Annotated in this window: 18 protein-coding genes; 8 read left to right on the forward strand and 10 right to left on the reverse strand. The window is 43.7% G+C overall.

Annotated features, from left to right (window positions below):
• Window position 1: 1 nt before the first annotated feature.
• Complete coding sequence (locus tag B3763_RS05605) at window positions 2–2,266, reverse strand: TonB-dependent receptor family protein (protein ID WP_286744604.1); 2,265 nt, start codon at window positions 2,264–2,266, stop codon at window positions 2–4.
• Window positions 2,267–2,372: 106 nt separating this feature from the next.
• Between B3763_RS05605 and B3763_RS05610 the strand changes: the two genes are divergently transcribed.
• The 3 genes from B3763_RS05610 to B3763_RS05620 are packed head-to-tail and all read left to right on the forward strand — an operon-like array spanning window position 2,373 to window position 7,095.
• The gene (locus tag B3763_RS05610; protein WP_286744608.1) at window positions 2,373–5,495 is read left to right on the forward strand and encodes a S41 family peptidase; all 3,123 of its coding nucleotides are present in this window, start codon (window positions 2,373–2,375) and stop codon (window positions 5,493–5,495) included.
• The gene (locus tag B3763_RS05615; protein ID WP_286744610.1) at window positions 5,495–5,818 is read left to right on the forward strand and encodes a Rieske (2Fe-2S) protein; all 324 of its coding nucleotides are present in this window, start codon (window positions 5,495–5,497) and stop codon (window positions 5,816–5,818) included. The genes B3763_RS05610 and B3763_RS05615 overlap by 1 nt, the downstream gene beginning before the upstream one ends.
• 41 nt (window positions 5,819–5,859) lie before the next feature.
• Entirely contained in the window at window positions 5,860–7,095 is a 1,236-nt protein-coding gene (locus B3763_RS05620; RefSeq protein ID WP_286744612.1) for a DUF418 domain-containing protein, read from the forward strand.
• Here B3763_RS05620 and B3763_RS05625 read toward each other — a convergent pair.
• A complete protein-coding gene (locus B3763_RS05625; protein ID WP_286744616.1) occupies window positions 7,092–8,066 on the reverse strand; it encodes an isoaspartyl peptidase/L-asparaginase family protein in 975 nt (324 codons plus the stop codon). The two genes, B3763_RS05620 and B3763_RS05625, sit on opposite strands and share 4 nt — an antisense overlap.
• Before the next feature lie 94 nt (window positions 8,067–8,160).
• On the opposite strand from B3763_RS05625, the gene B3763_RS05630 reads away from it, so the two are divergent.
• From B3763_RS05630 to B3763_RS05650, 5 genes are all read left to right on the forward strand, one after another.
• Window positions 8,161–10,419, forward strand: a complete 2,259-nt coding sequence (locus B3763_RS05630) for a family 20 glycosylhydrolase (protein WP_286744618.1) — start codon at window positions 8,161–8,163, stop codon at window positions 10,417–10,419.
• A 118-nt stretch (window positions 10,420–10,537) separates the two neighbouring features.
• The gene (locus tag B3763_RS05635; RefSeq protein WP_286744620.1) at window positions 10,538–11,149 is read left to right on the forward strand and encodes a hypothetical protein; all 612 of its coding nucleotides are present in this window, start codon (window positions 10,538–10,540) and stop codon (window positions 11,147–11,149) included.
• A 90-nt stretch (window positions 11,150–11,239) separates the two neighbouring features.
• Window positions 11,240–11,605 carry a YccF domain-containing protein gene (locus B3763_RS05640; RefSeq protein WP_286744622.1) on the forward strand — a complete coding sequence of 122 codons (366 nt, stop codon included), beginning with the start codon at window positions 11,240–11,242 and terminating at the stop codon, window positions 11,603–11,605.
• Between the two features lie 50 nt (window positions 11,606–11,655).
• A complete protein-coding gene (locus B3763_RS05645) occupies window positions 11,656–11,826 on the forward strand; it encodes a hypothetical protein (protein WP_286744624.1) in 171 nt (56 codons plus the stop codon).
• 189 nt (window positions 11,827–12,015) lie between these two features.
• A complete protein-coding gene (locus tag B3763_RS05650; RefSeq protein WP_286744632.1) occupies window positions 12,016–12,903 on the forward strand; it encodes an Abi family protein in 888 nt (295 codons plus the stop codon).
• Between the two features lie 93 nt (window positions 12,904–12,996).
• Here B3763_RS05650 and B3763_RS05655 read toward each other — a convergent pair whose 3' ends face one another.
• From B3763_RS05655 to B3763_RS05690, 8 genes are all read right to left on the reverse strand, one after another.
• Window positions 12,997–14,805: an acyl-CoA dehydrogenase family protein gene (locus B3763_RS05655; RefSeq protein WP_286744635.1), complete on the reverse strand. Its 1,809-nt coding sequence runs from the start codon at window positions 14,803–14,805 to the stop codon at window positions 12,997–12,999.
• Window positions 14,806–14,853: 48 nt separating this feature from the next.
• Window positions 14,854–15,204 (reverse strand): four helix bundle protein, encoded by a 351-nt coding sequence (locus tag B3763_RS05660; protein ID WP_286744644.1) that lies wholly within the window; start codon window positions 15,202–15,204, stop codon window positions 14,854–14,856.
• A gap of 54 nt (window positions 15,205–15,258) precedes the next feature.
• Entirely contained in the window at window positions 15,259–16,437 is a 1,179-nt protein-coding gene (locus B3763_RS05665) for an acetyl-CoA C-acyltransferase (protein ID WP_189628791.1), read from the reverse strand.
• A 38-nt stretch (window positions 16,438–16,475) separates the two neighbouring features.
• Window positions 16,476–16,832 (reverse strand): four helix bundle protein, encoded by a 357-nt coding sequence (locus tag B3763_RS05670; RefSeq protein WP_286744648.1) that lies wholly within the window; start codon window positions 16,830–16,832, stop codon window positions 16,476–16,478.
• Window positions 16,833–16,863: 31 nt separating this feature from the next.
• Window positions 16,864–19,248, reverse strand: a complete 2,385-nt coding sequence (locus B3763_RS05675; protein WP_286744652.1) for a 3-hydroxyacyl-CoA dehydrogenase/enoyl-CoA hydratase family protein — start codon at window positions 19,246–19,248, stop codon at window positions 16,864–16,866.
• A gap of 69 nt (window positions 19,249–19,317) precedes the next feature.
• Window positions 19,318–19,695, reverse strand: coding sequence for a MarR family winged helix-turn-helix transcriptional regulator (locus B3763_RS05680; RefSeq protein WP_370298692.1), 378 nt, complete (start codon window positions 19,693–19,695; stop codon window positions 19,318–19,320).
• A 164-nt stretch (window positions 19,696–19,859) separates the two neighbouring features.
• Window positions 19,860–22,520 (reverse strand): SLBB domain-containing protein, encoded by a 2,661-nt coding sequence (locus B3763_RS05685; protein WP_286744656.1) that lies wholly within the window; start codon window positions 22,518–22,520, stop codon window positions 19,860–19,862.
• A 121-nt stretch (window positions 22,521–22,641) separates the two neighbouring features.
• Window positions 22,642–22,842 (reverse strand): hypothetical protein, encoded by a 201-nt coding sequence (locus tag B3763_RS05690; RefSeq protein ID WP_189628796.1) that lies wholly within the window; start codon window positions 22,840–22,842, stop codon window positions 22,642–22,644.
• Between the last annotated feature and the right edge of the window lie 4 nt (window positions 22,843–22,846).

Below are 22,846 nucleotides of genomic sequence, written 5' to 3' on the forward strand. Positions count from 1 at the left end.
ATCAATGTTTGAATTTCAGGTTTAGGCCCACATAAAAACTTCTTTCCGGGGCAGGTTGAAAATATCGTTGTCCAAAAGCATTCAAGTCGTTGCCCAAGCTGTATTCCTCATTGAACAAGTTGTTCACTCCTACAAAAAACTCATAATCAGTATTTGCGTTTGCTCTTTTATAGCCCACTCTGGTATGAAACACCTGATAGGCACCGGAGTAAACTGTGTTCTCATCATTTAAAGGAATTTCATCCGAATACTGATAAGTTAGATTGGCGTAAAAACCACTTATCAGGCTGAAATCGGTCATCAGCGAAAGTACATTCGGTGCCGTTCCGGTCAGGGCGTTTCCGCTCAGATCGTCACCACCATCTACATATTCTTTGAACTCAAAATCGTGATACGTATAGGCCAATCGGCTATTGAAGCTTGTAAATCTGGTGGAAGGCTGAGTCAGCCAATTCCATTGCAACGCAGCCTCCAAACCTTTTTGGTCTATCTGACCTGAGTTTTGAAATAGCACCACTCCATTGCCGTCAGTTCCTGTCGTTATGGATTCGTCCAGGTTGAACATGAACAGCGCCACATCATAAGAAAGCCTTCTGTATACCGCAGCACCCCGAATATTCAGCTCATAGTTAATGCCAATCTCTGGCTGTAAGGCTGTGTTAATGCTGCCTTCATTGGTGCGCACCTCCGTAGTAGTTGGTGGAGAATAGCCATGCGATACCGACAAGTGTGTGCTAAAGTTTTCTGCCCAAGTCTTACTCAAAGCCACTCTTGGACTAAACACCCGATCGAATTCCTTTTTGAATTGGCCGGGCGAATTATTGATTTTGTCCTCCACCCGATTGATATCATAATCAATGTGGTTTAAACTTGCGCCAACCGTGAGCTTCAGGCTTTCAGTCAGATTGAGCTTCACATCGGCAAACCAGAAAGAAAGCTTGTTGGTAAGTTCATCTCTAAAGCGAATGGTGTCAGCTTCTCCCCCTACATTCCCGAAATTACTTCCATCGAAGTAGGCCACCTGAAACTCATTTCCATAAGTAATGGAAGACCTTCGGCCTAAAAGGCTAAAATCATTCTCTAGCTGAACACGAAAGCCCACACTGTTTTCCTGATCTCTCTTATAGTCTAGGTTGAAGGGATTCTCAAAGTTGCGGTTGTAGAAGTAGGCATTTACATCGCTGCGAAAGTTTTCTGAAAATTCATATTCTTGCCCTCCACGGATAATGAAATACTGATGATCGATTGAGGCATTGAAAGCCTCGCTGCCCGGTCTGGCTTGTCTTCTGTTTTCAGCGAGTTGAGTTGGGTTTAGGCCTCCGGGAATTTCATAAAATAGATCGGAATAAAGGATTGACGCTGAATAAGTCTTGCGCTCGTTGGCGAAATGCAGCAAATCTACTTCTGCCACATGCCTTTGCATTTCATTATGGTCGCGGTAACCATCGCTGGTTTGAAAAGCATACTTGCCAGTGATGCTCGTTTTTTCGCCCAGCCAGTTTGACTGAACACTGGAGCGGAAGCTTCCGAAAGAACCAGCCGTGAGCCCCACTTCCGTAGCATTGGAAAGTTGAGACAAGTTGGTACTTTGCAGTTTGATCACTCCGCCATTTCCGGCACCATAAGCACTGGCCGCTGGCCCTTTAATGATTTCCATGTTGCCCACATTCGCCAAATCAAGCAGATTCAGAAATGTGTTTCCCCCTGGTTCGGTAAAAGGAATTCCGTTCCAGTAGACTTTCACATTCCTCACTCCAAATGGAGAACGAATAGAACTTCCTCGAATGGATATCCGATAACTGGCTCCGGCTCTTTCTTCGAACCGCACTCCGGGAAGCGTATTCACTGCCGAAACTAACGAGAAGTTATCGAATCGATTCAAATCCTTAGCGTCAAGCCGAGCAATGCCTCCAGCCATTTTGGAAAGCCTTTCACTATCGGTGAAGCCCTCCACAAACACATCGTTCAACAGAGTGGTTTGCACCTCAAGCACCACCGTAAGACTCTGCTTAGGCTTTAGCAAGATTTCTTTAGTCTCTAAACCAATATACTGAACCGTCAAGCGCATAGGCTCGGCCAGCGGAATGTTTGCCCTACCCTCCTTATCGGTTAGCCATAACTGGCCGGTGTTAGTGCTTATCATGGCTGCTTCCACCGGTTTCAGGGCTTCCGTTAAAATAAGCAGCTGGCTTTGTGCCCAGATTACCGATGGTGTAAAAGCCATCAGATAAACCAAGAGCATTAGGCCATATCTTCTTAAATTCATGGGCATACTTTTCAGACTAGTCGGCAATAAAGGTTTAAGGCACTAAACAAGTGGCTTTTGCTCACTTTACAAACGGCTATTTCATTAATCGGTAAATGCTAACATTATGATTAAATCAACACTATTCAGCTTATGCCTGCTGATTGCTTTTTCTATTCAGGCTCAACAGGATGTTTATTTTGCCTCTACCCCTGCCTTAACACCAGACGGTAGCCAAATAGTTTTCTCTTACGACAGTGACCTGTGGAAAGTAAGCCGCTCCGGGGGAACAGCCACTCGCCTCACAGGCATGGATGGTGTGGAAGAATACCCCAGAATAAGCCCGGATGGCCGATGGATTGCCTTTTCTTCTAACCAATATGGCAATGCCGATATTTATCTGATGCCGATTGATGGAGGAGAAATCCGACAACTTACTTATAACTCTGCCAACGATGAAGTAGAAACCTGGTCGTGGGATAGTCAAACCATTTATTTCCGGTCGGGGCGATATAACCGAACGGCTGCCTACACAGTAAGTGTGCAGGGCGGAACTCCAAAACGCCTTTTTGAACACTACTTCAACTGGCCTCACAATTTGGCCATACACCCCGATGGGCGAGTTTTCTTTAATGAGAGTTGGGAAAGCAGCAATCAGGTGCATCGTAAGCGCTACAAAGGTGCCTTTAATCCGGATATTAAAACCTACAACACCAAAACCGGGACCTATGAGGAGCTAACCGACTACGAAGGCAAGGACATGTGGTCTACTATAGACAAAAATGGCAACATCTACTTTGCATCGGATGAATCGAACGGACAATACAACCTGTATGGCTTTGTGAATGGCACCAAAACCCGACTAACCAACTTCAACACCTCCATTAAAAACCCCCAGGTAAATGCCAACGGTGGGTTTGTGGTTTTTGAAAAAGACTATCAGATTCATGTATATGATGTGTCCCGAAAGAGAAGCCAAAAAGTAGATATTTCTGTTTTCAAGAATAACACGCTGGCTCAGGAGCAGGAGTTTTCTACCGATGGGAATATTTCAGAGTTCGATGTTTCTCAAGACGAAAAAAAGCTGGCCTTTGTGAGTCGCGGAGAGCTCTTTGTCTCTGACATCTCCGGCAAGTTTGTGAAGCAACTAAAGACCAAACCTGAAGAGCGGGTGGTTGAAGTAAAATGGCTGAAAGACAACAAAACTCTATTATATACCCAAACGGTGGGCGGATATACCAACTTATTCACCATAGATGCTGCCACCGGTACAGGTGAAAAACAGCTTACGTTTGATAAGGGCTCTAACCGCAACCTGGAACTTAACCCCGACCTTACCAAAGCAGCCTACTACAGTGGCATTCGGGAGGTTAGGCTGTTGGACCTGGAGACATTGAAAAGTGAAACGGTGGCCAACGAAGAGCTATGGGGCCTATACAACCCCCAGCCACGCTTTTCTCCTGATGGCCGATACCTCACCTTTACCGTTCGCAACGATTTTGAAGAAGACATTTATATATACAGTCTCGAAACCCAAACCACACACAATTACACCAAAACAGGAGTGCCCGAAACCAGCCCTTTTTGGGGGCCTGAGGGCAAGTACATTTATTTTGTGAGTAACCGCACAGAGCCAAGCTACCCGTTTGGAATGAGAGACGCCCGTATATATCGTGTTCCTTTAGTTAGGCATGAAAGAGACTTTAAATCGGATGAGCTAGCCAAGGTTTTTGAGGAAAAGAAAGAAGAAAAAACCACTGATAATGTCGATTCTAAACCCCAAACGGCCATTGATTTCGAAGCCAATGTGCTGAGAGAAATGGAGCAAATTGGCCCCTACTTCGGAAGTCAAAGCTCTCCTTATGTTGTTAAGTCTGGCAATAAAACGCATATTATATACCGGTCCAATCACGATGAAGCCCGGAATGCGCTTTGGGTAACCACCTTGGAGCCTTTTGAGCGACCGAACACAGAAAAAATCAATGGTTCGGCAAGCGCAGGCGGAATTATTCAGGTAAAGAAGAACCTTTATTTAAACAATGGGGGCCAAATAGCTAAACTGAACCTGAGCAACCAGAAAATCACCCCTATCGATATAAAGTTCGATTTCCGGAGATCCTTGCAAAGCGAGTTCAAACAAATGTATTACGAAACATGGGCAGGCATTGAGCAGAACTTTTACAATGAAACCTTTCACGGAGAAGATTGGAGCAAGTTAAAAGATCAGTACGCCCGGTTTTTACCGCACCTAAATAGTCGTACCGAATTGCGCACCTTGCTCAACGATTTGCTGGGCGAGCTTAATTCTTCGCACATGGGTTTCAACTCTTTTGGCAGAGATGAGAGAACTTATTACCGAACCTCAAGCCTGAACCTCGGGCTGCTGTTCTCGAACGATAATCCTTATGAAGTTGCCCACATAGTGGCCGAAGGGCCAGCCGACTTTCCCGATAAAAACATCAGACCCGGAGACCTCATTACGGCCATCAACGGTGAAACCATAGACCCGGGCATGAACCGAGAATACTATCTGGCCAAACCCTCTATAGATGAGGAGGTACATTTAACGCTCAACCGAAACGGCAATACGATTAAAGTTAAAATTCACCCCAACAGTACGGGCAGTCTTTGCACCAACCTATACGATGAATGGATTGCCGGTAACCAAAAGGTGGTAGACTCCAAAACTGATAAGAAAGTGGCCTATGTGCACATGAAGAATATGAGCGGAGGTTCACTGCAGGAGTTTCTCATTGAAATGACATCCGAAGCCTATAACCGAGATGCACTCATACTGGATTTGCGATACAACACCGGAGGAAACGTGCACGATGAGGTACTAAAATTCCTTTCGCAAAAGCCTTATCTGCAATGGAAGTTTAGAGAGGGTAAGCTGACTCCCCAAGGCAACTTTGGTGCAGGAGCAAAACCCATGGTTTTACTCATTAATGAGCAAAGTCTCAGCGATGCAGAAATGACCGCCACAGGGTTTAAAGAACTGGGGCTGGGCACTATAATTGGCACAGAAACCTACCGTTGGATTATTTTCACCAGCGGGGCAGGTCTGGTAGATGGTTCTTCGTATCGACTGCCAAGCTGGGGTTGTTATACTCTCGATGGCAAAAACATAGAACAAGTTGGAGTACAGCCCGATATTTATGTGCGCACCACTTTCGAAGATCGGGTAAAAGGTCGAGACCCTCAGCTGGAAAAAGCCATTGAGGAAGTACTCAAACAGCTTAAAAATTAATGCCTTCCATCAGGGTTTTTGAAAATACCGCTCAGCTCCATCAGGCTTTTGCACATAAAAGTATACGGTTGCTGCGCATAGGCGAAAAGAAGGTTTGTCTGGCCAGGCACAGGCAGGCTTTCTTTGCCTTTGAACACCTGTGTCCGCACCAAATGCACCCTCTCTCAGAAGCACAAATTACCGCATTTGGAGAAGTTGTATGCCCGCTTCATGCCTACCGCTTCCACTTGCAAACCGGCAGTGAAGCCAACCAAAAGTGCAGAGATTTAAAAACCTTCGAAGTGGAAATAAGACAGGAAGGTGTGTTTATCAACCTGTATTAAGTTCTTTTCCGTTTCAATTCAATTGTATATTTTTCGTTTTCGTGGCAAACGCAGCATATATCTTATCACCAACAACGCCCCAAAACAGGTATGCCTCTATCGACATTCTTCGTGGAGTAGCCGTACTGGGCATGCTCACTATGAGCATTCAGAGTTTTGCTATGCCTATGGCGGCATACATTAACCCCAGTATTTACGAGAGCTTACAAAACAACGATTTGTATGTGTGGATTGCCAGCTATGTGTTTGCCAACCAAAAGTTTCAGGCCATTTTCGTCATGCTTTTTGGAGCCAGTATGGTTATGCTTTCCCAAAAAGCTCAACGTGAAAACTTAAGGTCTACCGATCTGCAAAACAGGCGTTTCATTTACCTTGGTGTATTGGGTCTATTGCATGCTTACCTGCTCTGGTATGGAGACATTCTGTTTACACTGGCCATTTGCGGCCTGCTCATGTTTATTTTCCGAAGGAAAAAATCGGCCACACAATTGAGGGCAGGTGTTATCTTTCTGGTTATTGGCTCAGTTATTAGCCTAATTATTGGCTACTCCGTACCTGTGTGGGAACCCGGAGAATATGAAGCAGCCAAAGAAGAAATATGGGAGCCATCGGCCACGACTATTTCAGAAGAGATAGACTATTATACCAGCCCTTGGGAACGCCAAATTCTTTATCGTGCACCTCAGGCTTTTAAGGTGCAAACTTCTCGGTTTGTGTTCCGCGATTTTTGGAAATATAGCGGCATGATTCTATTGGGCATGGCCCTCTACCGAAGAAAAGTGTTCAAGGCCAAGCAATCTTCCAGCTATTATTACAAACTTATTGGTTATGGCTTTGGCCTGGGTCTACCTCTGGTTGTGGTAGGAGCCATGTTTCACTTCAACTTCGATTGGGATTTTAGGCTTAGCTACTTCTTCATTTCTCAGCTCAATTACTGGGGCAGCATACTGATGGCATTGGGTTACATTGGGCTCATTATGCTGCTGTGCAAATCTTCTACCCGGGGTTTTATAGCCCGCAGACTCGCAGAAGTTGGCCGCATGTCTTTAACCAACTACATATTAATGTCCATCATTTGCTCATTTATCTTTTATGGGCACGGCCTCTCTTTGTTTGGAGACATAGATCGCTCATTGCTGGCCGTGCTTGTTCTGGGCATATGGGTAATTATTCTATTTTTCTCTGCCATTTGGCTCAGTTACTTCCGCTTTGGCCCACTTGAATGGCTCTGGCGCTCGCTTACATATGGCAAAGTTCAACCCATGATAAAAACCTAGCCGCTGTAATGGCCAGCATCAATGAGGTCGTCTTGATCATGAGCCCTAACGGCAAAGTTGAAGCCTTTGTGAATTGAATAAGCACCGTACTCTCCATTCTTATTAAGCGCTAGAAACCCAACCTGAAGGTTTTTGTAGTCGTTAGGGTATTTTTTTACAATTCGGTTTACCGCCTGCTCACAGGCTTCTTGTGGTGAATATCCTTGCCGCATGAGCTCTACAATCATATGTGCTCCACATATTTTTATAACAAACTCACCGAGTCCGGTAGCAGTGGCAGCGCCCACCTCATTATCTACAAAAAGCCCTGCTCCAATAATTGGCGAGTCTCCCACCCGGCCATGCATTTTCCAGGCGGCTCCACTGGTAGTACAAGCTCCGGAAAGATGGCCGTGTTCATCTAGTGCTACCATGCCAATGGTATCATGGTTTTCGATATTAATTTCTGGCTGATACTCCTGGTTTTCCAACCACTTCTTCCAGGCGGCCTCGGCTTTGGGTGTTAAGAGGTTTTCTTCTTCAAAGCCCTGAGATAGTGCAAAGCGTTTGGCACCTTCTCCCACCAGCATAACATGGGGCGTTTCTTCCATTACTTTTCGAGCTACCGATATTGGGTGTTTAAAGTTCTGCAGAAACGCTACCGAACCACAATTATCGTTTTCATCCATAATGCAGGCATCTAATGTCACGTTGCCGTCTCTATCAGGAAAGCCACCAATGCCTACAGTTGCATTATCCGGGTCGGCCTCGGTTACCATAACCCCTTTTTCCACGGCATCCAGCGCCCTCCCCTTATTGCTCAATACTTCCCAGGCAGCCGCATTGGCTTCTTTGCCGTGGTTCCAGGTAGAAATTACAATTGGCTTTTTGGGGCTTGGTTTAGTGCTACAGGCCAACCCTGAAACACTGGAGGTACTTACGGCTAAACCACCAAAAATGGTCGATTTTAGAAATTTGCGTCTGTCAGTCATGGAAAAAATTTTTGTCAATTTATTAAAACCTTCCTTTTCCCGGCCACCAATTGTCAAACGTTTCATTTATTCCGGCTTCTGACTAAATTCCGCCATGAAAAAATTTTTATCGCTTTTTGCCTTAGCCCTACTCATTTTTAGCTGCAATACTCCCAAACCTCAGGTTATCGAACCTGCCATTGTTCCTCAACCTCAGCATATGGAGGTGGCCATGAACAAGCATTTTACGCTCAACAGCCAGCCTAACTTGCATACATCAAGCCCCAAAGCGCAGGGAGCACTCCGTTTTCTTTCGGATTTTATGAAAGCCGCTAACTGGGAGTGTCAGGAAACCAAGCGAGACATGGCCGAAATTAGATTTGAAGAAACCGATGGCTTAGCCGATGAGGCCTACGAGCTTTCTGTAAATGCCACCGGCATTCATGTAAGAGCAAGCCATGAAAAAGGGTTTTTCTATGGCGTACAAAGTGTTATTCAGTTGCTTCCTCCCGGAAAGCAAATTGCCACGCTTCCCTATATGGAGATAAAAGATGAGCCTCGGTTTGCCTGGAGAGGACTCCATTTAGATGTGGGTCGCCACTTTTTTCCGGTTGATTTTATCAAAAAGTATATAGACCTGATGGCTCTATACAAATTCAACACATTTCACTGGCACCTCACAGAAGATCAGGGATGGCGTATAGAAATAAAAAAGTATCCCAAACTCACCGAAATAGGAAGCCAACGTAAAGAAACCATCTTGGAAAAAAACTTTGATCCGTATGTGGGAGATGGTAAGCCCTACGGGGGATTCTACACACAAGAAGAGATTAAAGAGGTGGTGGCCTATGCCAAAGAAAGACAAGTAACCATTGTGCCTGAAATAGAAATGCCCGGGCACTCGCTGGCCGCTCTGGCCGCCTATCCCGAACTGGGCTGCGGACCCGGACCATACGAAGTGGGCACCAAATGGGGTGTTTATGACGACATTTACTGTCCTAGTGAACTCACTTTCGAGTTTTTAGAGAATGTGCTCACCGAGGTGATGGAGCTTTTCCCCGGAAAGTACATTCATGTAGGGGGCGATGAAGCACCCAAAACCGTATGGAAAAAGAGTAAAGTGGCTCAGAATGTGATTAGGCGCGAAGGCCTGAAAGATGAGTATGAGTTACAAAGCTATTTCATTCAGCGCATTGAAAAATTTCTGAACGCCAATGGACGGCAGCTTATTGGTTGGGATGAAATTTTAGAAGGTGGGCTTGCTCCTGGTGCAGCAGTGATGTCTTGGCGAGGAGAAGCCGGAGGCATTGAAGCTGCCGAAGCAGAGCATTATGTAGTGATGAGCCCTAATGCGGATATGTATTTCGACCATTATCAGGCCGACCCTTCCACCGAGCCTTTGGCTATTGGGGGTTACACTACCCTGGAAAGTGTATATCATTATGAGCCTGTTCCGGCTGCACTAGATGAGGCGCATCATCAATATGTGTTGGGAGCGCAAGCCAATGTGTGGACAGAGTATATGAAAACCTCTGACCATGTAGAATATATGGTGTACCCGCGTGCAATAGCTCTGGCAGAGGTGGTCTGGACAAACCCTTCCAATAAAGACTGGGATCACTTTCAGAAAAAAATGAGCCATCAATACAAGCTGCTCGATGCCCGAAATGTAAACTATCACATTAGTGCTCCCCAGGGATTAAAACAGGGCCTTACACTCTCCAATGAATTAGAAATTCGCTTAAACGCTCCCTATGAAGAGGCCACTATTTATTATACTCTCGATGGCTCAGAGCCCGATGAAAACGCATTGGAGTACAAAAAGCCCATTATGTTGAATCTGACCAATGAAGCCATAGAAGTAAAAGCCGTAACGGTAACGGCAGAAGGTAGAAAAAGTGCCGTGGTTAGTGGAAATTATAAAAAGGCCCAACTCCGGGAGGCAGTAAAGCCGCTAAAAGTAGACCGCGGCTTACAAGCGGAGCTTATAGAAGGAAGCTTTCAAAGAACTAGTCAGGTAAAGGGGAGCTCTACCATAAGCTATGTGGCCGAAACCATAGGTTTGCCTGCCGAAATACCCACGCAGTTCGGGCTGATAATGCAGGGCTTCATTAATGTACCACAAGACGGGGTTTATACATTTTATACTTCATCTGACGATGGAAGTATACTTTCTATTGGCGACCAAGTGGTGGTGAACAACGATGGTTTGCATGGCGCACAAGAACGCTCAGGCGAAATTGCGCTTAAAGCAGGATATCATCCTATACTCATAAAATACTTTGAAGCTGGAGGTGGTGAAAGCCTGAAGGCTTTTATAGCCGGACCTGATATGCAAAAACAAGAGATTACCTCAACCTTGCTGGGGCATTAACTACATGCCCAAAAAGGTTTTCTGAAGTCGATTTTCAATATTGCCCAAATAATGTTAAAAACAAGATTTCTAACCAGGGCTGGTTTATTTTAGAGAACTCAATCCATAAAAAAAGGTCATGAAAACACTTATTAAGAATAGCCTGCTACTTGGCGCCATTGCCTCTTTTGCCCTTTTGTCTTGCGACAATCGAACAGCCGAAGAAAAATGGGAAGCGCATATTAGAGCTTTTTTCTATGAATATAAAGATGACAGCCAATCGTATGTGCCACTCAGATTTTACAAGGTTGATGCAGCATTTTTAAACAACCAGCAAACGGTTCAAACCGCGTTGCTAGTATTGCAAGATACTACCCGTCAAAGAGTAAAGCAGTTGCATTTGACCAACTTATCTGATAAGGTTGAGAGTATATCCGCTTTTACTCAGCCTTTCCAGATAGACCGGTTAGATGACTACCTGAAGCTTAGAGCTTCTGCCGAAGGTGAATTAAGGCGGAAACAAAAGTCATATTCAGAATCTTACCAGCTAGTATTGGCCAAAGAGGAGTTGGCCATTGAAACACTAGGAAAACTGCTGGGCCAGTTTAACCTTTCGATCTACAGCATTGATTTTGAAAACCAACCCATTATCTACTTTCATGAATACAGAATAAATGGAGAAGACATGTCTGCTGTATTTGAGTTGGATAGGGAAAATAACCGCGTAATCTCATTTAAGGAGGTTAGTTAACAGCTACTGGTGATCAGTTACCAGCTCCCTGACTATTCCCTGATAACAGATAACTTGTACCATTAAGAACCAACTCATCGTTAACATACAATGCGTTTACTTGCTAACATCATTTGGATAATATTTGGCGGCTGGATGATTGCACTGGAGTATATCATTGGAGGTATTGCTCTTTGCATGACCATTGTGGGTATTCCTTTTGGCATTCAGTGTTTTAAACTGGCCATTCTCGGCTTTGCGCCTTTTGGTCAGGAAGTAAAGCCCGGCTCAGCTACTGGCGGATGTCTCTTTCTGCCACTCAACATTATCTGGATAATATTTGGAGGCTTTTGGATATTCCTCACTCACCTCTTTTGGGGTCTTGTCTTCTGCATCACCATTATTGGTATTCCCTTCGGCCTACAGCACTTTAAGCTCGCAGGTTTAGCCTTTGCCCCGTTTGGGAGGGGGATTTAGGTTTAGTTATTTTTTACCTAAATTAAGATTCATACTTCTCAGAAACACACATGAAAAAGTCTAGTCAATACTCTCTAGAATTGAATTTTAGAGTCAATCGAATATTTTCCCGCAAAAAGGAAAATCCGCAGGCAGATACCTGTGCTTTTGAGAAGAAGATAAACCAAATGGTTTATGAGTTATATGGATTGAGTGGGGTGGAAATCACTTATGGCGATTAGCGAACACATATTGAAAAATAAACAATTGCGTGAGCAAATTAAGGTTGTGAAAGGTGAGAATTGATAGATTTTGTATCAGTTTATATCAAAATTCGGGACTTTTCGTATATATTTGTATTAACATGCTTACCCCGCTTCCCATTCGAACAGCGCGCTCAGGGTAAGCTTTTTGCGTTTATAGGCACACACATGCAATACGATAAACCAGCTCTTTCATACCAAGAACAATTAGCACTATTGAAAAATAGAGGCTTAGTTATTGCCAATGAAGAGAGGGCGATCCACCTGTTAAAGTTTATCAGCTACTACCGACTAAGTGGATATTGGTATCCAATGCTTGAAGAACCCAAAACCGAGCATTTGTTCAAAGAGGGTTCTAAGTTTCAAGATGCGTTTAATCTTTATTGTTTTGATCGTGAACTTAGACAACTCATCGGTTCGCAACTTGAGAAGATTGAAATAGCAGTCAGGGCTACTCTAATATACAACTTATCCCATGATCATAATCCTTTCTGGTTTGAAGACCAGACACTTTTTAGCAAGAAAGTAAGCCATGCTAGAACACTGACAAAAATCGAGGGGGAGTTTAAAAGAAGTGATGAAGATTTTATAAAAAAGTTTAAAAGAAACTATAAGAACGAATTTCCTCCTAGCTGGATGGCTTTAGAAGTTTGTTCCTTTGGTTCTTTGTCTAAACTCTATGAAAACCTCAAACCTGGAAGATCAAAAAGAGAAATAGCTTCAATATATGGACTGAGTGATGAAGTCTTTGGCAAATGGCTGCATGTAATGGTCTACTTAAGAAACTTGATTGCACATCACAGTCGCTGTTGGAATAAAATATTGAGTATTCAACCAATAAAGCCAAGAACAACAGAGTTACAATGGCTAATTAATGAAGCTCCAAACAATAGAATTTATTTTAGCTTATCTATTATTCTCTACCTGCTTCAAACTGTAAACCCCAATCAGTCTTTTTCCAGAAAAATTAGACTTCTGATAGAAAAATACCCTGACACCAATATAAGAGACATGGGGTTTCCAGAGAATTGGCAGGATGAACCCCTATGGAATTAAAAAGCCAACCCATCTCTGAGTTGGCTTGAGTCTTAAATACCCCTCTGGCTTTCAGCCACCCCCCACTAAACAAGGGGAGGAATTAGTTCTATTTTATCCAAAGAAATACGGATACTTACCTTTGGCGATCATGGTATTGGCTACTTGTCTGCGGAGCTCTTTAACGTTCACCAAGTCCATTTTAGTGAATCGCTTAAGACCCATTAGCATTACTTTTTGCTCATCGCCTTTGGTGAATGAGCCTATGGCTTCTTTAGCAGCTGCTATTACTCTATCAACAGCACCAGCCATATAGATCTGAGTCATGGCTATCTGATCCGTACATGCTTCCTCACCTTTTTGGCTCACCAGCTTTTCAGTTCTTAGCATAGCCGACTCACAAGCGTAAACCTCAATTAAAATATCGGCAAGGTTCATCATTACCTCCTGCTCGTCTTCAATCTTGTCTTGCAGTGCCATAGCAGCTTTTCCGCCTACCATCAAGAATACCTTTTTCAAGTTCTTAATCACTTCTTTTTCACCGGCAAAAAGTACTGATTTATCGATGGTGGAGAATGTAGGCACAGAGGTCAGTTCCTTAGAAACTTCCATGGCTGGGCCATAAATATCTACCTCGCCCTTCATTGCGCGCTTCAACAACATGCCTACCATAAGCATTCGGTTGATCTCGTTGGTTCCTTCATAGATCCGGGCAATACGAGCGTCACGATAAGCCCTCTCCATGGGGGCATCGGCCGAGTAGCCCATTCCGCCATATATCTGCACACCTTGATCCACCACATAGTCTAACACTTCCGAGCCATGGATTTTTGCTATTGCACATTCAATGGCAAACTGCTCCACTCCTTTTAGTTTGGCTTTTGCATCGTCCATGCCACCAGCAACCAGATCGTTGATTTTGTCTTCAATGTTTTGTCCGGCACGGTAGCACAAAGACTCTGCTACATAAGTTTTCGTAGCCATTTCGGCCAGCTTACCTTTAATGGCGCCAAAGCTGGATATAGAAACCCCAAATTGCTTGCGCTCATTGGCATAGTTGGTGGCCTGAGATATAACCGTTCGGCAACCCCCCAATACTCCGGCTCCTAGTTTTACACGGCCAATGTTCAAAATATTAACAGCAATCTTGAAACCGTTGCCTCGCTCAGAGAGCATGTTTTCTACGGGAACAGGACAATCGTTGAAAAATACCTGGCGTGTGGAAGAACCTTTGATACCAAGCTTTTTCTCCTCTTCGTTCATGGTGATTCCGCCAAAACTCTTTTCGACAATAAATGCGGTGAGATTCTTGTCGTCTTCAACCTTAGCGAACACGATAAAAATATCTGCAAAACCGGCATTGGAGATCCACATCTTCTGTCCGGTAATGTTGTAGTGACTTCCGTCTTCAGAAAGTACAGCTTTGGTTTTACCGCTGTTCGCATCAGAACCTGCATCGGGTTCTGTCAAGCAATAGCAGGCAGCCCATTCACCGGTAGCCAATTTTGGCAGATATTTCTTCTTTTGCTCTTCGTTTCCATAGTAAAGAATAGGCAGAGTGCCTATACCTGTATGAGCCCCGTATGTGGTGGAAAATGAACCGGCCGCTCCAATAATATCGGCAATGAGCATGGAGGTGTTGAAGCTCATACCCATGCCGTTATACTGTTCTGGTACCGAAATTCCCAAAAGACCAAGATCTCCAGCTTTTTTGAAGATGCCTGGTACCAAATCCGGGTCTTTCATGGAGTCTATTTCATCGGCCTTGGGTGAAATTTCAGTATCTATAAAGTCCTGGCATGCTTGCGCCATCATCTTCTGTTCCTCAGAAAACTCTTCCGGAATAAAGACTTCGTTTGCTTCTGTTTCTCTGACGATGAACTCACCGCCTTTGATTGATTTCTTATCTACTGCGACTGACATTTTGGTAGGTATTTTAGTACATAGTATTGAGTATTGAGACAGATTCGACTACCGAATTGATTTCTTCAGACTATAAATCATTCGCTGCAAACCGAGATAACCTGTTTCCAATTCCTCAAATGTTTGATCTTTTATAAAATTCAACTTGTTAGCGATAATTAACTGAGTATCCAGTTCACAAGAAGAGCCATAAGCTATCCCATGAAACTGATTGAATTCCCCATCTGTATTTCGCCCAGCTCCCTCTGCAATATTGGAAGCGATGGAAACAGCGCTTCTTCTTATTTGAGAGGTCAATCCGTATTTTTCCTCTGGAGGCAATGCCTTTGTCTGTTTGTAAACTTCAACTGCAAAGTCTACCGACTGCTGCCAAACCTTTAATTCTCTGTAGTTGTGCATAGTGTTATTGTTTTTGATGAACTAGTCTCAATACCAGCTACCCAGTACTAGCTACTAATTCAAGAATTCATAAATCCCTGCCACACCCTGGCCACCACCAACACAAGCGGTAACCATACCGTATTTGGCATTGCCTCTTCTCCTCATTTCGTTGAAGAGCTGAACGGACAACTTGGCACCAGAGCAGCCCAACGGATGACCCAGAGCTATTGCACCACCATTTACGTTTAGCTTACTTCGGTCTAGGTCTAGTTCTTTTATTACTGCCAATGACTGCGCTGCGAAAGCTTCGTTTAGTTCGATTAGGTCAAGGTCTGACTGCTTCAACCCTGCTTGCTTCAATGCTTTCGGCACCGCCTCAACAGGACCAATTCCCATAATACGGGGATGTACTCCTACGGCTGTGTAGCTGACCATTCGAGCTATGGGCTCCAAGTTCAGTTCTTTAACCATTCGCTCAGACATTACCATCACAAACGATGCTCCATCAGACACCGGGGAGGAGTTTCCGGCTGTTACCTGGCCTCCTTGCGCGAAAACGGGTTTTAAACCTCCCAGTACATCCAGAGAAGTATCGGCTCGTGGCCCCTCATCTTCATCTACCGTGTACGTTTTCTCAGCCATTTTTCCCGATCCATCTACAAACTTTTCGGTCACTTTAATAGGTACAATTTCATCAGTAAACTTACCGGCCTGCTGGGCTGCAATGGCTTTTTGATGTGACTCTAGAGCAAACTGGTCGGCTTCATCGCGACTTATCTTGTACTCTTTTGCTACTTGCTCTGCCGTAAGCCCCATACTGAGGTAGTAGTCTTGATACTCGGTGGCCAGCTTGTAATTAAGGGCTGTTTTATAACCCATTACTGGCACCATACTCATAGACTCAGTGCCTCCGGCAATAATACAATCGGCAGTACCTGAGTGTATTCTGGCCGATGCCAAAGCAATAGCTTCTAAACCTGAACCACAGTAACGGTTTACAACCATACCCGGAACCTGAATGGGTAAGGCAAGTAAGGAAATCATCCTCCCCATTTGCATACCCTGTTCTGCTTCGGGCACGGCATTACCCACTATTAAATCATCGACCCGGGTGGCATCGAAGTCTTTAATTTGCGAGACCAAGTGCTTAATCACATCTGCAGCCATATCATCGGGGCGAACGCTCTTTAAAACGCTTCGCTTACCACGACCTACTGCTGTTCTATATCCTGCAACTATATAAGCATCCATATTTTTAGATTTAAGATGTCGGACATTTAGATGTTCGACTAGTTGTTTCTTAGTTTTTTAATTAATGGAACAATCATTCTTACTATCTCAGATAATTCAGAAGTGAATTGACCTAAAGTATCTTCAGACGAATTGCCCAAATCGCATAAAACAATCTGTTGACTTTCAGTCCTATGGGCTGAACCTAATGACATATTTAGAAATCTGGAAAAATCAATATCTGATCCTCTACCAGAACCTACAGCTATTGAAGACATCCCTGAAACAGCACTATACTCCATTTGAGAACTCAAATTGTATTTCTCAGAATTAGGACATTCAGTAGTCAACAAGTACACCTGCTTTACAAGCACCCTTGTTCTCTGCCAAACTCTTAACTCTTTGAAATTTTGCATAGCTCTTTATCTGATGTTTGAATACTGAAGCCTAATTGCGTAACGGTTTACCTTTGAATAAAATACTATGAATTCTTTCCAGGGTCTTTGGCTCGGCCGTCAATTCGACAAACATTTGCCGCTCCAAATCGAGCAGGTATTGTTCCGATACTTCTTGAGGAGAGGTAAGGTCACCGCCACACATTATCCAGGCTAGTTTTTTGGCAATCTTAGCATCGTGTTCTGAAATATAATTTCCCAGCAACATGCCATTGATTCCTGCTTCGAAAAGAGCCAGCCCTACTCTTCCATGTACTTTAATGTCTTTGCGCTCAACCGGCTGGGTATAGCCCGCTGCGTGCAGCTCAAGCACTTTTGCTTTTGCATCGGTGAGCAAGCGCGATCGATTGATGGTGATTCCATCTTGCGGACGAAGAATATTCATGGCCAGAGCCTCGTGAGCCGATGTGGCTACTTTGGCTGTGGCAATGTTCATGAATGCCTCTTGCAGTCGATTCAGCTCGGGGTCTCCGTCTTTAAGCGAATCGGACACGCGAAGGGTTAGCTCCTTTGTACCTCCACCACCAGGAATAAGGCCAACTCCCACTTCAACCAAGCCAATATAGGTTTCAGCATGTGCCTGAATTGCATCACAATGCAAAGAAAGCTCGCAGCCTCCTCCAAGGGTAAGGCCGGCAGGAGCGGCAACCACAGGAACAGAAGAGAACTTAGCTCTCTTCATGGTGTTTTGGAACTGAGCAACCATCAGGTTCACTTCATCAAACTCCTGATCGCCAGCAAACATAAAGAGCATGGCCAGATTGGCTCCGGCAGAGAAATTATCGCCTTCATTTCCTATGACCAGACCTTTATACTCTTTTTCGGCCATTGAAATTGCCGTTTCGATTCCTTCTATAACTTCTTGGCCAATGGCGTTCATTTTGGTGTGGAATTCGAGGCATAAAACCCCGTCTCCTATATCGAATAGCGATGCACCAGCATTGCCCCATACCTTGTGGGTTTCCCTAATGTTTTCGAGAATAACGAGGTCTTCTGTACCTGGAATAGTTTTGTAAGACTTAGATGGAATGTCATAATACTTCTTGATCCCATTTTCAATCTTGTAGAAGGAGTCGTTACCTGCCTCAATCATTTCATATACCCAAGAAGCCGGTTTCATGTCCATGACCTCCATTTGCTCAAGCACCTTTTTGGTGCCGAGTAGATCCCAGGTATCGAAAGGACCCATTTTCCATGCAAAGCCTGCACATACGGCCTGATCTATACGGTAGAGTTCATCAGAAATTTCAGGAATGCGATAGGTGATATATCTGAAAGTATCGAAGAAGGTTCGTCTATAGAACTCACCGGCTTTATCATCAAAGTTTACCAGTGTAACAATTCGTTTCTTCAAATCTTCCTCTTCTTTTACTGCCTCTAGTGCCTTGAAGTTCGCCCGCGTTCTTGGCCCATATTCAAAAGTTTTGAGGTCGAGCTCCAGAATTTCTTTATTGCCGTCTTTATCCTTAGTTTTCTTAAAATAGCCTTGGCCCGATTTATCTCCGAACCAACCTCTGTCGTGAACTTCTTTTACTATGTTGGGAAGCTTAAATGTATCTTTAGATTCATCGGCAGGCAGTCCACTATATAGGTTATTGGCTACTTTTACTGTGGTGTCAAGACCAACAACATCCATGGTACGGAAGGTAGCAGACTTGGCTCTGCCTATTAAAGGGCCGGTCATGCGATCTACTTCGCCAACCGTAAGGCCCATATCCTCAATAGTGTGCATAGCCGACATAATGGCGTAAATACCAATACGGTTGGCTATAAATGCAGGGGTGTCTTTACAGAGTACTGTTTCTTTGCCCAGATATAAGTCGCCATAGTGCATTAGAAAGTCTATTACCTCACTATCCGTTTCCGGACCGGGAATAATTTCGAGCAAACGGAGATACCTAGGGGGATTAAAGAAATGTGTGCCGCAAAAGTGTTTTTTGAAATCATCGCTTCGCCCTTCGCACATCATGTGCATGGGTATTCCTGAGGTATTGGAGGTAATGAGCGTACCAGGTTTTCTGAATTTTTCCACTTGCTCAAAAACTGTCTGCTTTACATCCAATCGCTCAACGACCACCTCAATGATCCAATCCACATCTTTTATCTTTGGCATGTCATCTTCGAAATTTCCGGTGCTAATAAGGCTCGAAAATTTCTGGTCATAGATTGGCGATGGCTTGGATTTAAGGGCAAATGCCAAAGAGTCGTTCACAATTTTATTGCGAGCATTTTTGTCTTTCTTTTCTTGATCGGACAATTCTCGCGGAACGATATCTAATAAGAGCACTTGAACCCCAATGTTGGCAAAATGACAGGCTATTCGGGAACCCATTACTCCTGAACCCAGCACTGCAACTTTTTTAATAGCTCTTTTCATCAGTTATAAGTTTTACTTCTAAGTGTGAGCATCCTGAAAGAAAGTATTTCTTCTTTTTGAGAATGCGTTTTATTGAAATATGCTTTTTGATTCTACTATCTGATTAATCTTGGCAATCACCTCAAAAAAGGCCTCCAGCTTTTCTGGAGCAATCGATTGCCTTACGGCTTCATTAAAACAAATGACCGTTTCCTTTGAAATTCTACGCTTTTCCTTTCCTAAATCGGTAAGAAAAATTCGTACAGAGCGTCCGTCATCCGGATCCTTCTGCTTGTAAATAACCCCCATCTCTTCCATGGATTTAAGCATGCGCGTTAAGCTTCTGCTTTCAAGACCCATGAGAGGAGCAATTTTAGTTGCGGGAGTCCCTTTTACCGGGTCAATATTTAAGACCACAAAGGCTTGCGATGTGGTGCTATTATGCTTGGCGGCTTCTTGATTGTACATTCGGTAAATCGCGTGCCAACAAGTTTTTATATGGTGATCTACTGTTTCTTCTCTCTTCATATTCTCCTTGAAGGGTTACGAAGTTAGAAAAAATTTGTTATGCATGCATACTATTTTTTCTGAAGAAGCCGATTTTCTTTATCAGACTTGTGGGTATGACGGGGTTAGTTGAGTCGCTCCACCAGATAAATTGTAGTAAGTGTGGAGCTGATAATGGCGGCCAGTGTTCCGAAATTCTCGAGAAACTTGCCCGGTTCTCTCTCCTTTTTGGGTGGTTTGGCCGAAACGGTAATGATGCTTCCGTCAAGAACTTTAGGGTTGCTCAGCCATCCCACTTTTCTAGTAAACCCATTAGCGGAGGTTATATAGATCTTGTGTGCATTCTTTGTTCTACCGCCTGCGTTTCTGATATATGCCTTTACTCCCTGGTTGAGATGGTATTTTTGAAGGGATGGGTTGGCTACTTCTCCTTCTACTTTCACGGTATAAAACGACTCTGGAATATAAATACTATCATTGGGTTGAAGTACAATATTGAATGCTTCATTTTGTTTGGTCATCAGGTCATCTATAGAAAGGGCAAGTTGTTTACCATCTCTGTAGAACTTTGCACCGGGCAAATAGGCATTTGGTGATATACCACCGGCTCGGGTGATTACCTCCTTGAGTGTTTCTTCTTTACTTCTCAGAAAGTAGTTTCCCGGAAACTTTATCTCACCGCTCAACTTTACTTCTCTGGACTCCGAAGAACCCGGAATGAGGTCTACTGTAATATTATCGTTGTGCTGTAAAATGTAAGATCCGTTTGGTTTAGTAGTTGCTCCCAACAGATAGTCCATGTTTGTGGGTACTCTTCGCACCTGAGCGATCATATTGCCTGAAAAATCAAAATTTTCGCGGCTCACCGTCACCGAATCTCTAAATGCTGTACGGACAAAACCGCCTGCCTGAAGGATCAGATCTTCAACCGTCATATCGTCTGTTAGCGCATAGCGACCTGCGTTCTTAACGGCTCCTCGAATGGTAACGTAGCTGTCGAGCACCTCATTGATATCTCGACTGTACAGAATTACCCGATCTCTGGGCTTTAACACTGCATTGAATTTTTTATCTAAAACCTCATCAAGATTAAATGGTATCACCTGATACTCTGTCTTTCCTTCCTGATAGCGCAACAAATCTGCTCGGCTGGTAAGAATTCGATTTTTATACTCAAGGTCTTCTACATTGGCAGACATGAAAATGAGATCATAAAGTGAAAGGTTCTCTCTCCATAGAACGGTTTTCGGTTTGGATAAGAAGCCTTCTATAGAAACGGTTTCCAGTGTTTTGAGCTCCTGGGTATTGTATACTTTCAGCGAGTCATCGGGTTGAAGCTGGAAGTTGGGTTGTGAGCCTTCGCCTAACACCTCAGTAAGGTTTAAAGAAAGGAACCTGAGTTCTCCGCTACGATCGCGCCTGAAGAGATCTACTTTTTCGAAATAGGTATTGGGTCTTAGCCCACCAGCCGTTCCAATAAGATCTGCCACAGACATTCCTTCTGTATACTGATAGTCTCCCGGCCTGAATACGGATCCGGCAATGGTTACCATGTTGTCAAACTTATCCAGCACTTTATCGAAGAGTATCTGGTCACCATCCTGCAACCTGAAATTCACACCTTCCAAGAGCAAGTCATTATAATTGATTGTAATAATTTCCCGATCGAAAGAGTTGTCTTTTGAACGGCCTAGCAAAGGCCTTATTCGCTTAATAGTTACGGACTGTGTGTGGGCTGTAGGTTTTAAACCACCGGCAAAGCCAATTAGGTCTATGAGTCCTTCATTGCCCTTGAGCTCATAGATTCCTTCACGATTTACCTCTCCCTCAATTGAAATGGCATTCATTCTACTCTGAATGAATATAACATCGTTACTCATTAGGCGAATATCTTCCGAAACAGTCCCTTTTATGAGGTAGTCATAGAGGTCTATGGTAGAAATGAACCTATTGTTTCTAAAAACTTTTACTTCTCTCAACGAGCCGGTGGTTTTAATACCACCGGAGGCATAAATGGAGTTGAGTGTAGTGGCAAATGAGTTGATCATTAATGAGCCGGGATTCTTTGATTCGCCCATTACCATTACCCGAATGGGTCTTAGTTTGGTGAGTGAAACATCAAGAAATATGGCAGGTGGAGATTTCACCAGACCGGAATAAAACCTGGAAAGGTATTGCTTTAGTCGTTCATGGAGACTCTGGTATGTAACTCCAGATACGAACACCTGACCCACGTTAGGTATAAACAGGTTTCCATTAATATCTACTTTCCCCTCGAATTGAAACTCTGCCTCGCCCCATAAATAAACTCTCAGTTCATCGCCCGGACCTATAATGTAGCCAGGATCTATGTTTCCCACCAGGGCTTGCTGGTTGGCATAAGGGTTATTTGTAAAAATATCGTAGCCGAAATAGGGTAAGCCTTGAGGTTCTTTAATTTTAAGCGTGTCTTGAGGAATAATTTGATTGGCCTCATCGGTAAGTTCTGTAGTATAGTCAACCGTATCCAAGGTTATGCTGGTCACCGGTTCTAAGGCTTCTTCCTGATTGGCTTTGGCTAGAATGTATTTTTTGAGGTATTCATCGTAATTGATTCCGTAAAGTCTGGCTTGTCGTCTTGCATCGGCTTCGGTCATTCCTCGTTTTCTCAGTTCAGCCTGAACTTCTTCATAGGTATTTATACCTCGCTTTTCCAGTTCATTCTTAATCTGCTGCTCGGTTTGAGACTTGGCATCGATGGAGAATAAAAGGCAAAAAATAACGATAGCGATATGTAGCCGCTTCATTGGCATGAATGATAAACTGTTTGGTTGAAGGGTACCTGAAAAAATCAGGGTATGTAAGATAGCAAAACTTATTTAAGTCAACCCAACGACAAAATAGAATTAATAAAAGAATAATTGAAGATTAGAGAGATTCTACATTGAAGTCAGCCCCTTTTCCAAAGCTTATCAACGTGTAAAGCCTGTATTTTTCTAGCGTATTTATATCCTTCAACAGACAGTCTCCGTCTGCCATTATTTCCAGTATTTCAAATTCATATTGCTCCCCAAAATTGGTCAATTTGAATTTTTTGCCTACTCTGAGGTTATTGAATGAATATGCCACTCTG

This window comes from Roseivirga sp. UBA1976 (genome assembly GCF_002336325.1).
GTDB classification, from domain to species: domain Bacteria; phylum Bacteroidota; class Bacteroidia; order Cytophagales; family Cyclobacteriaceae; genus Roseivirga; species Roseivirga thermotolerans.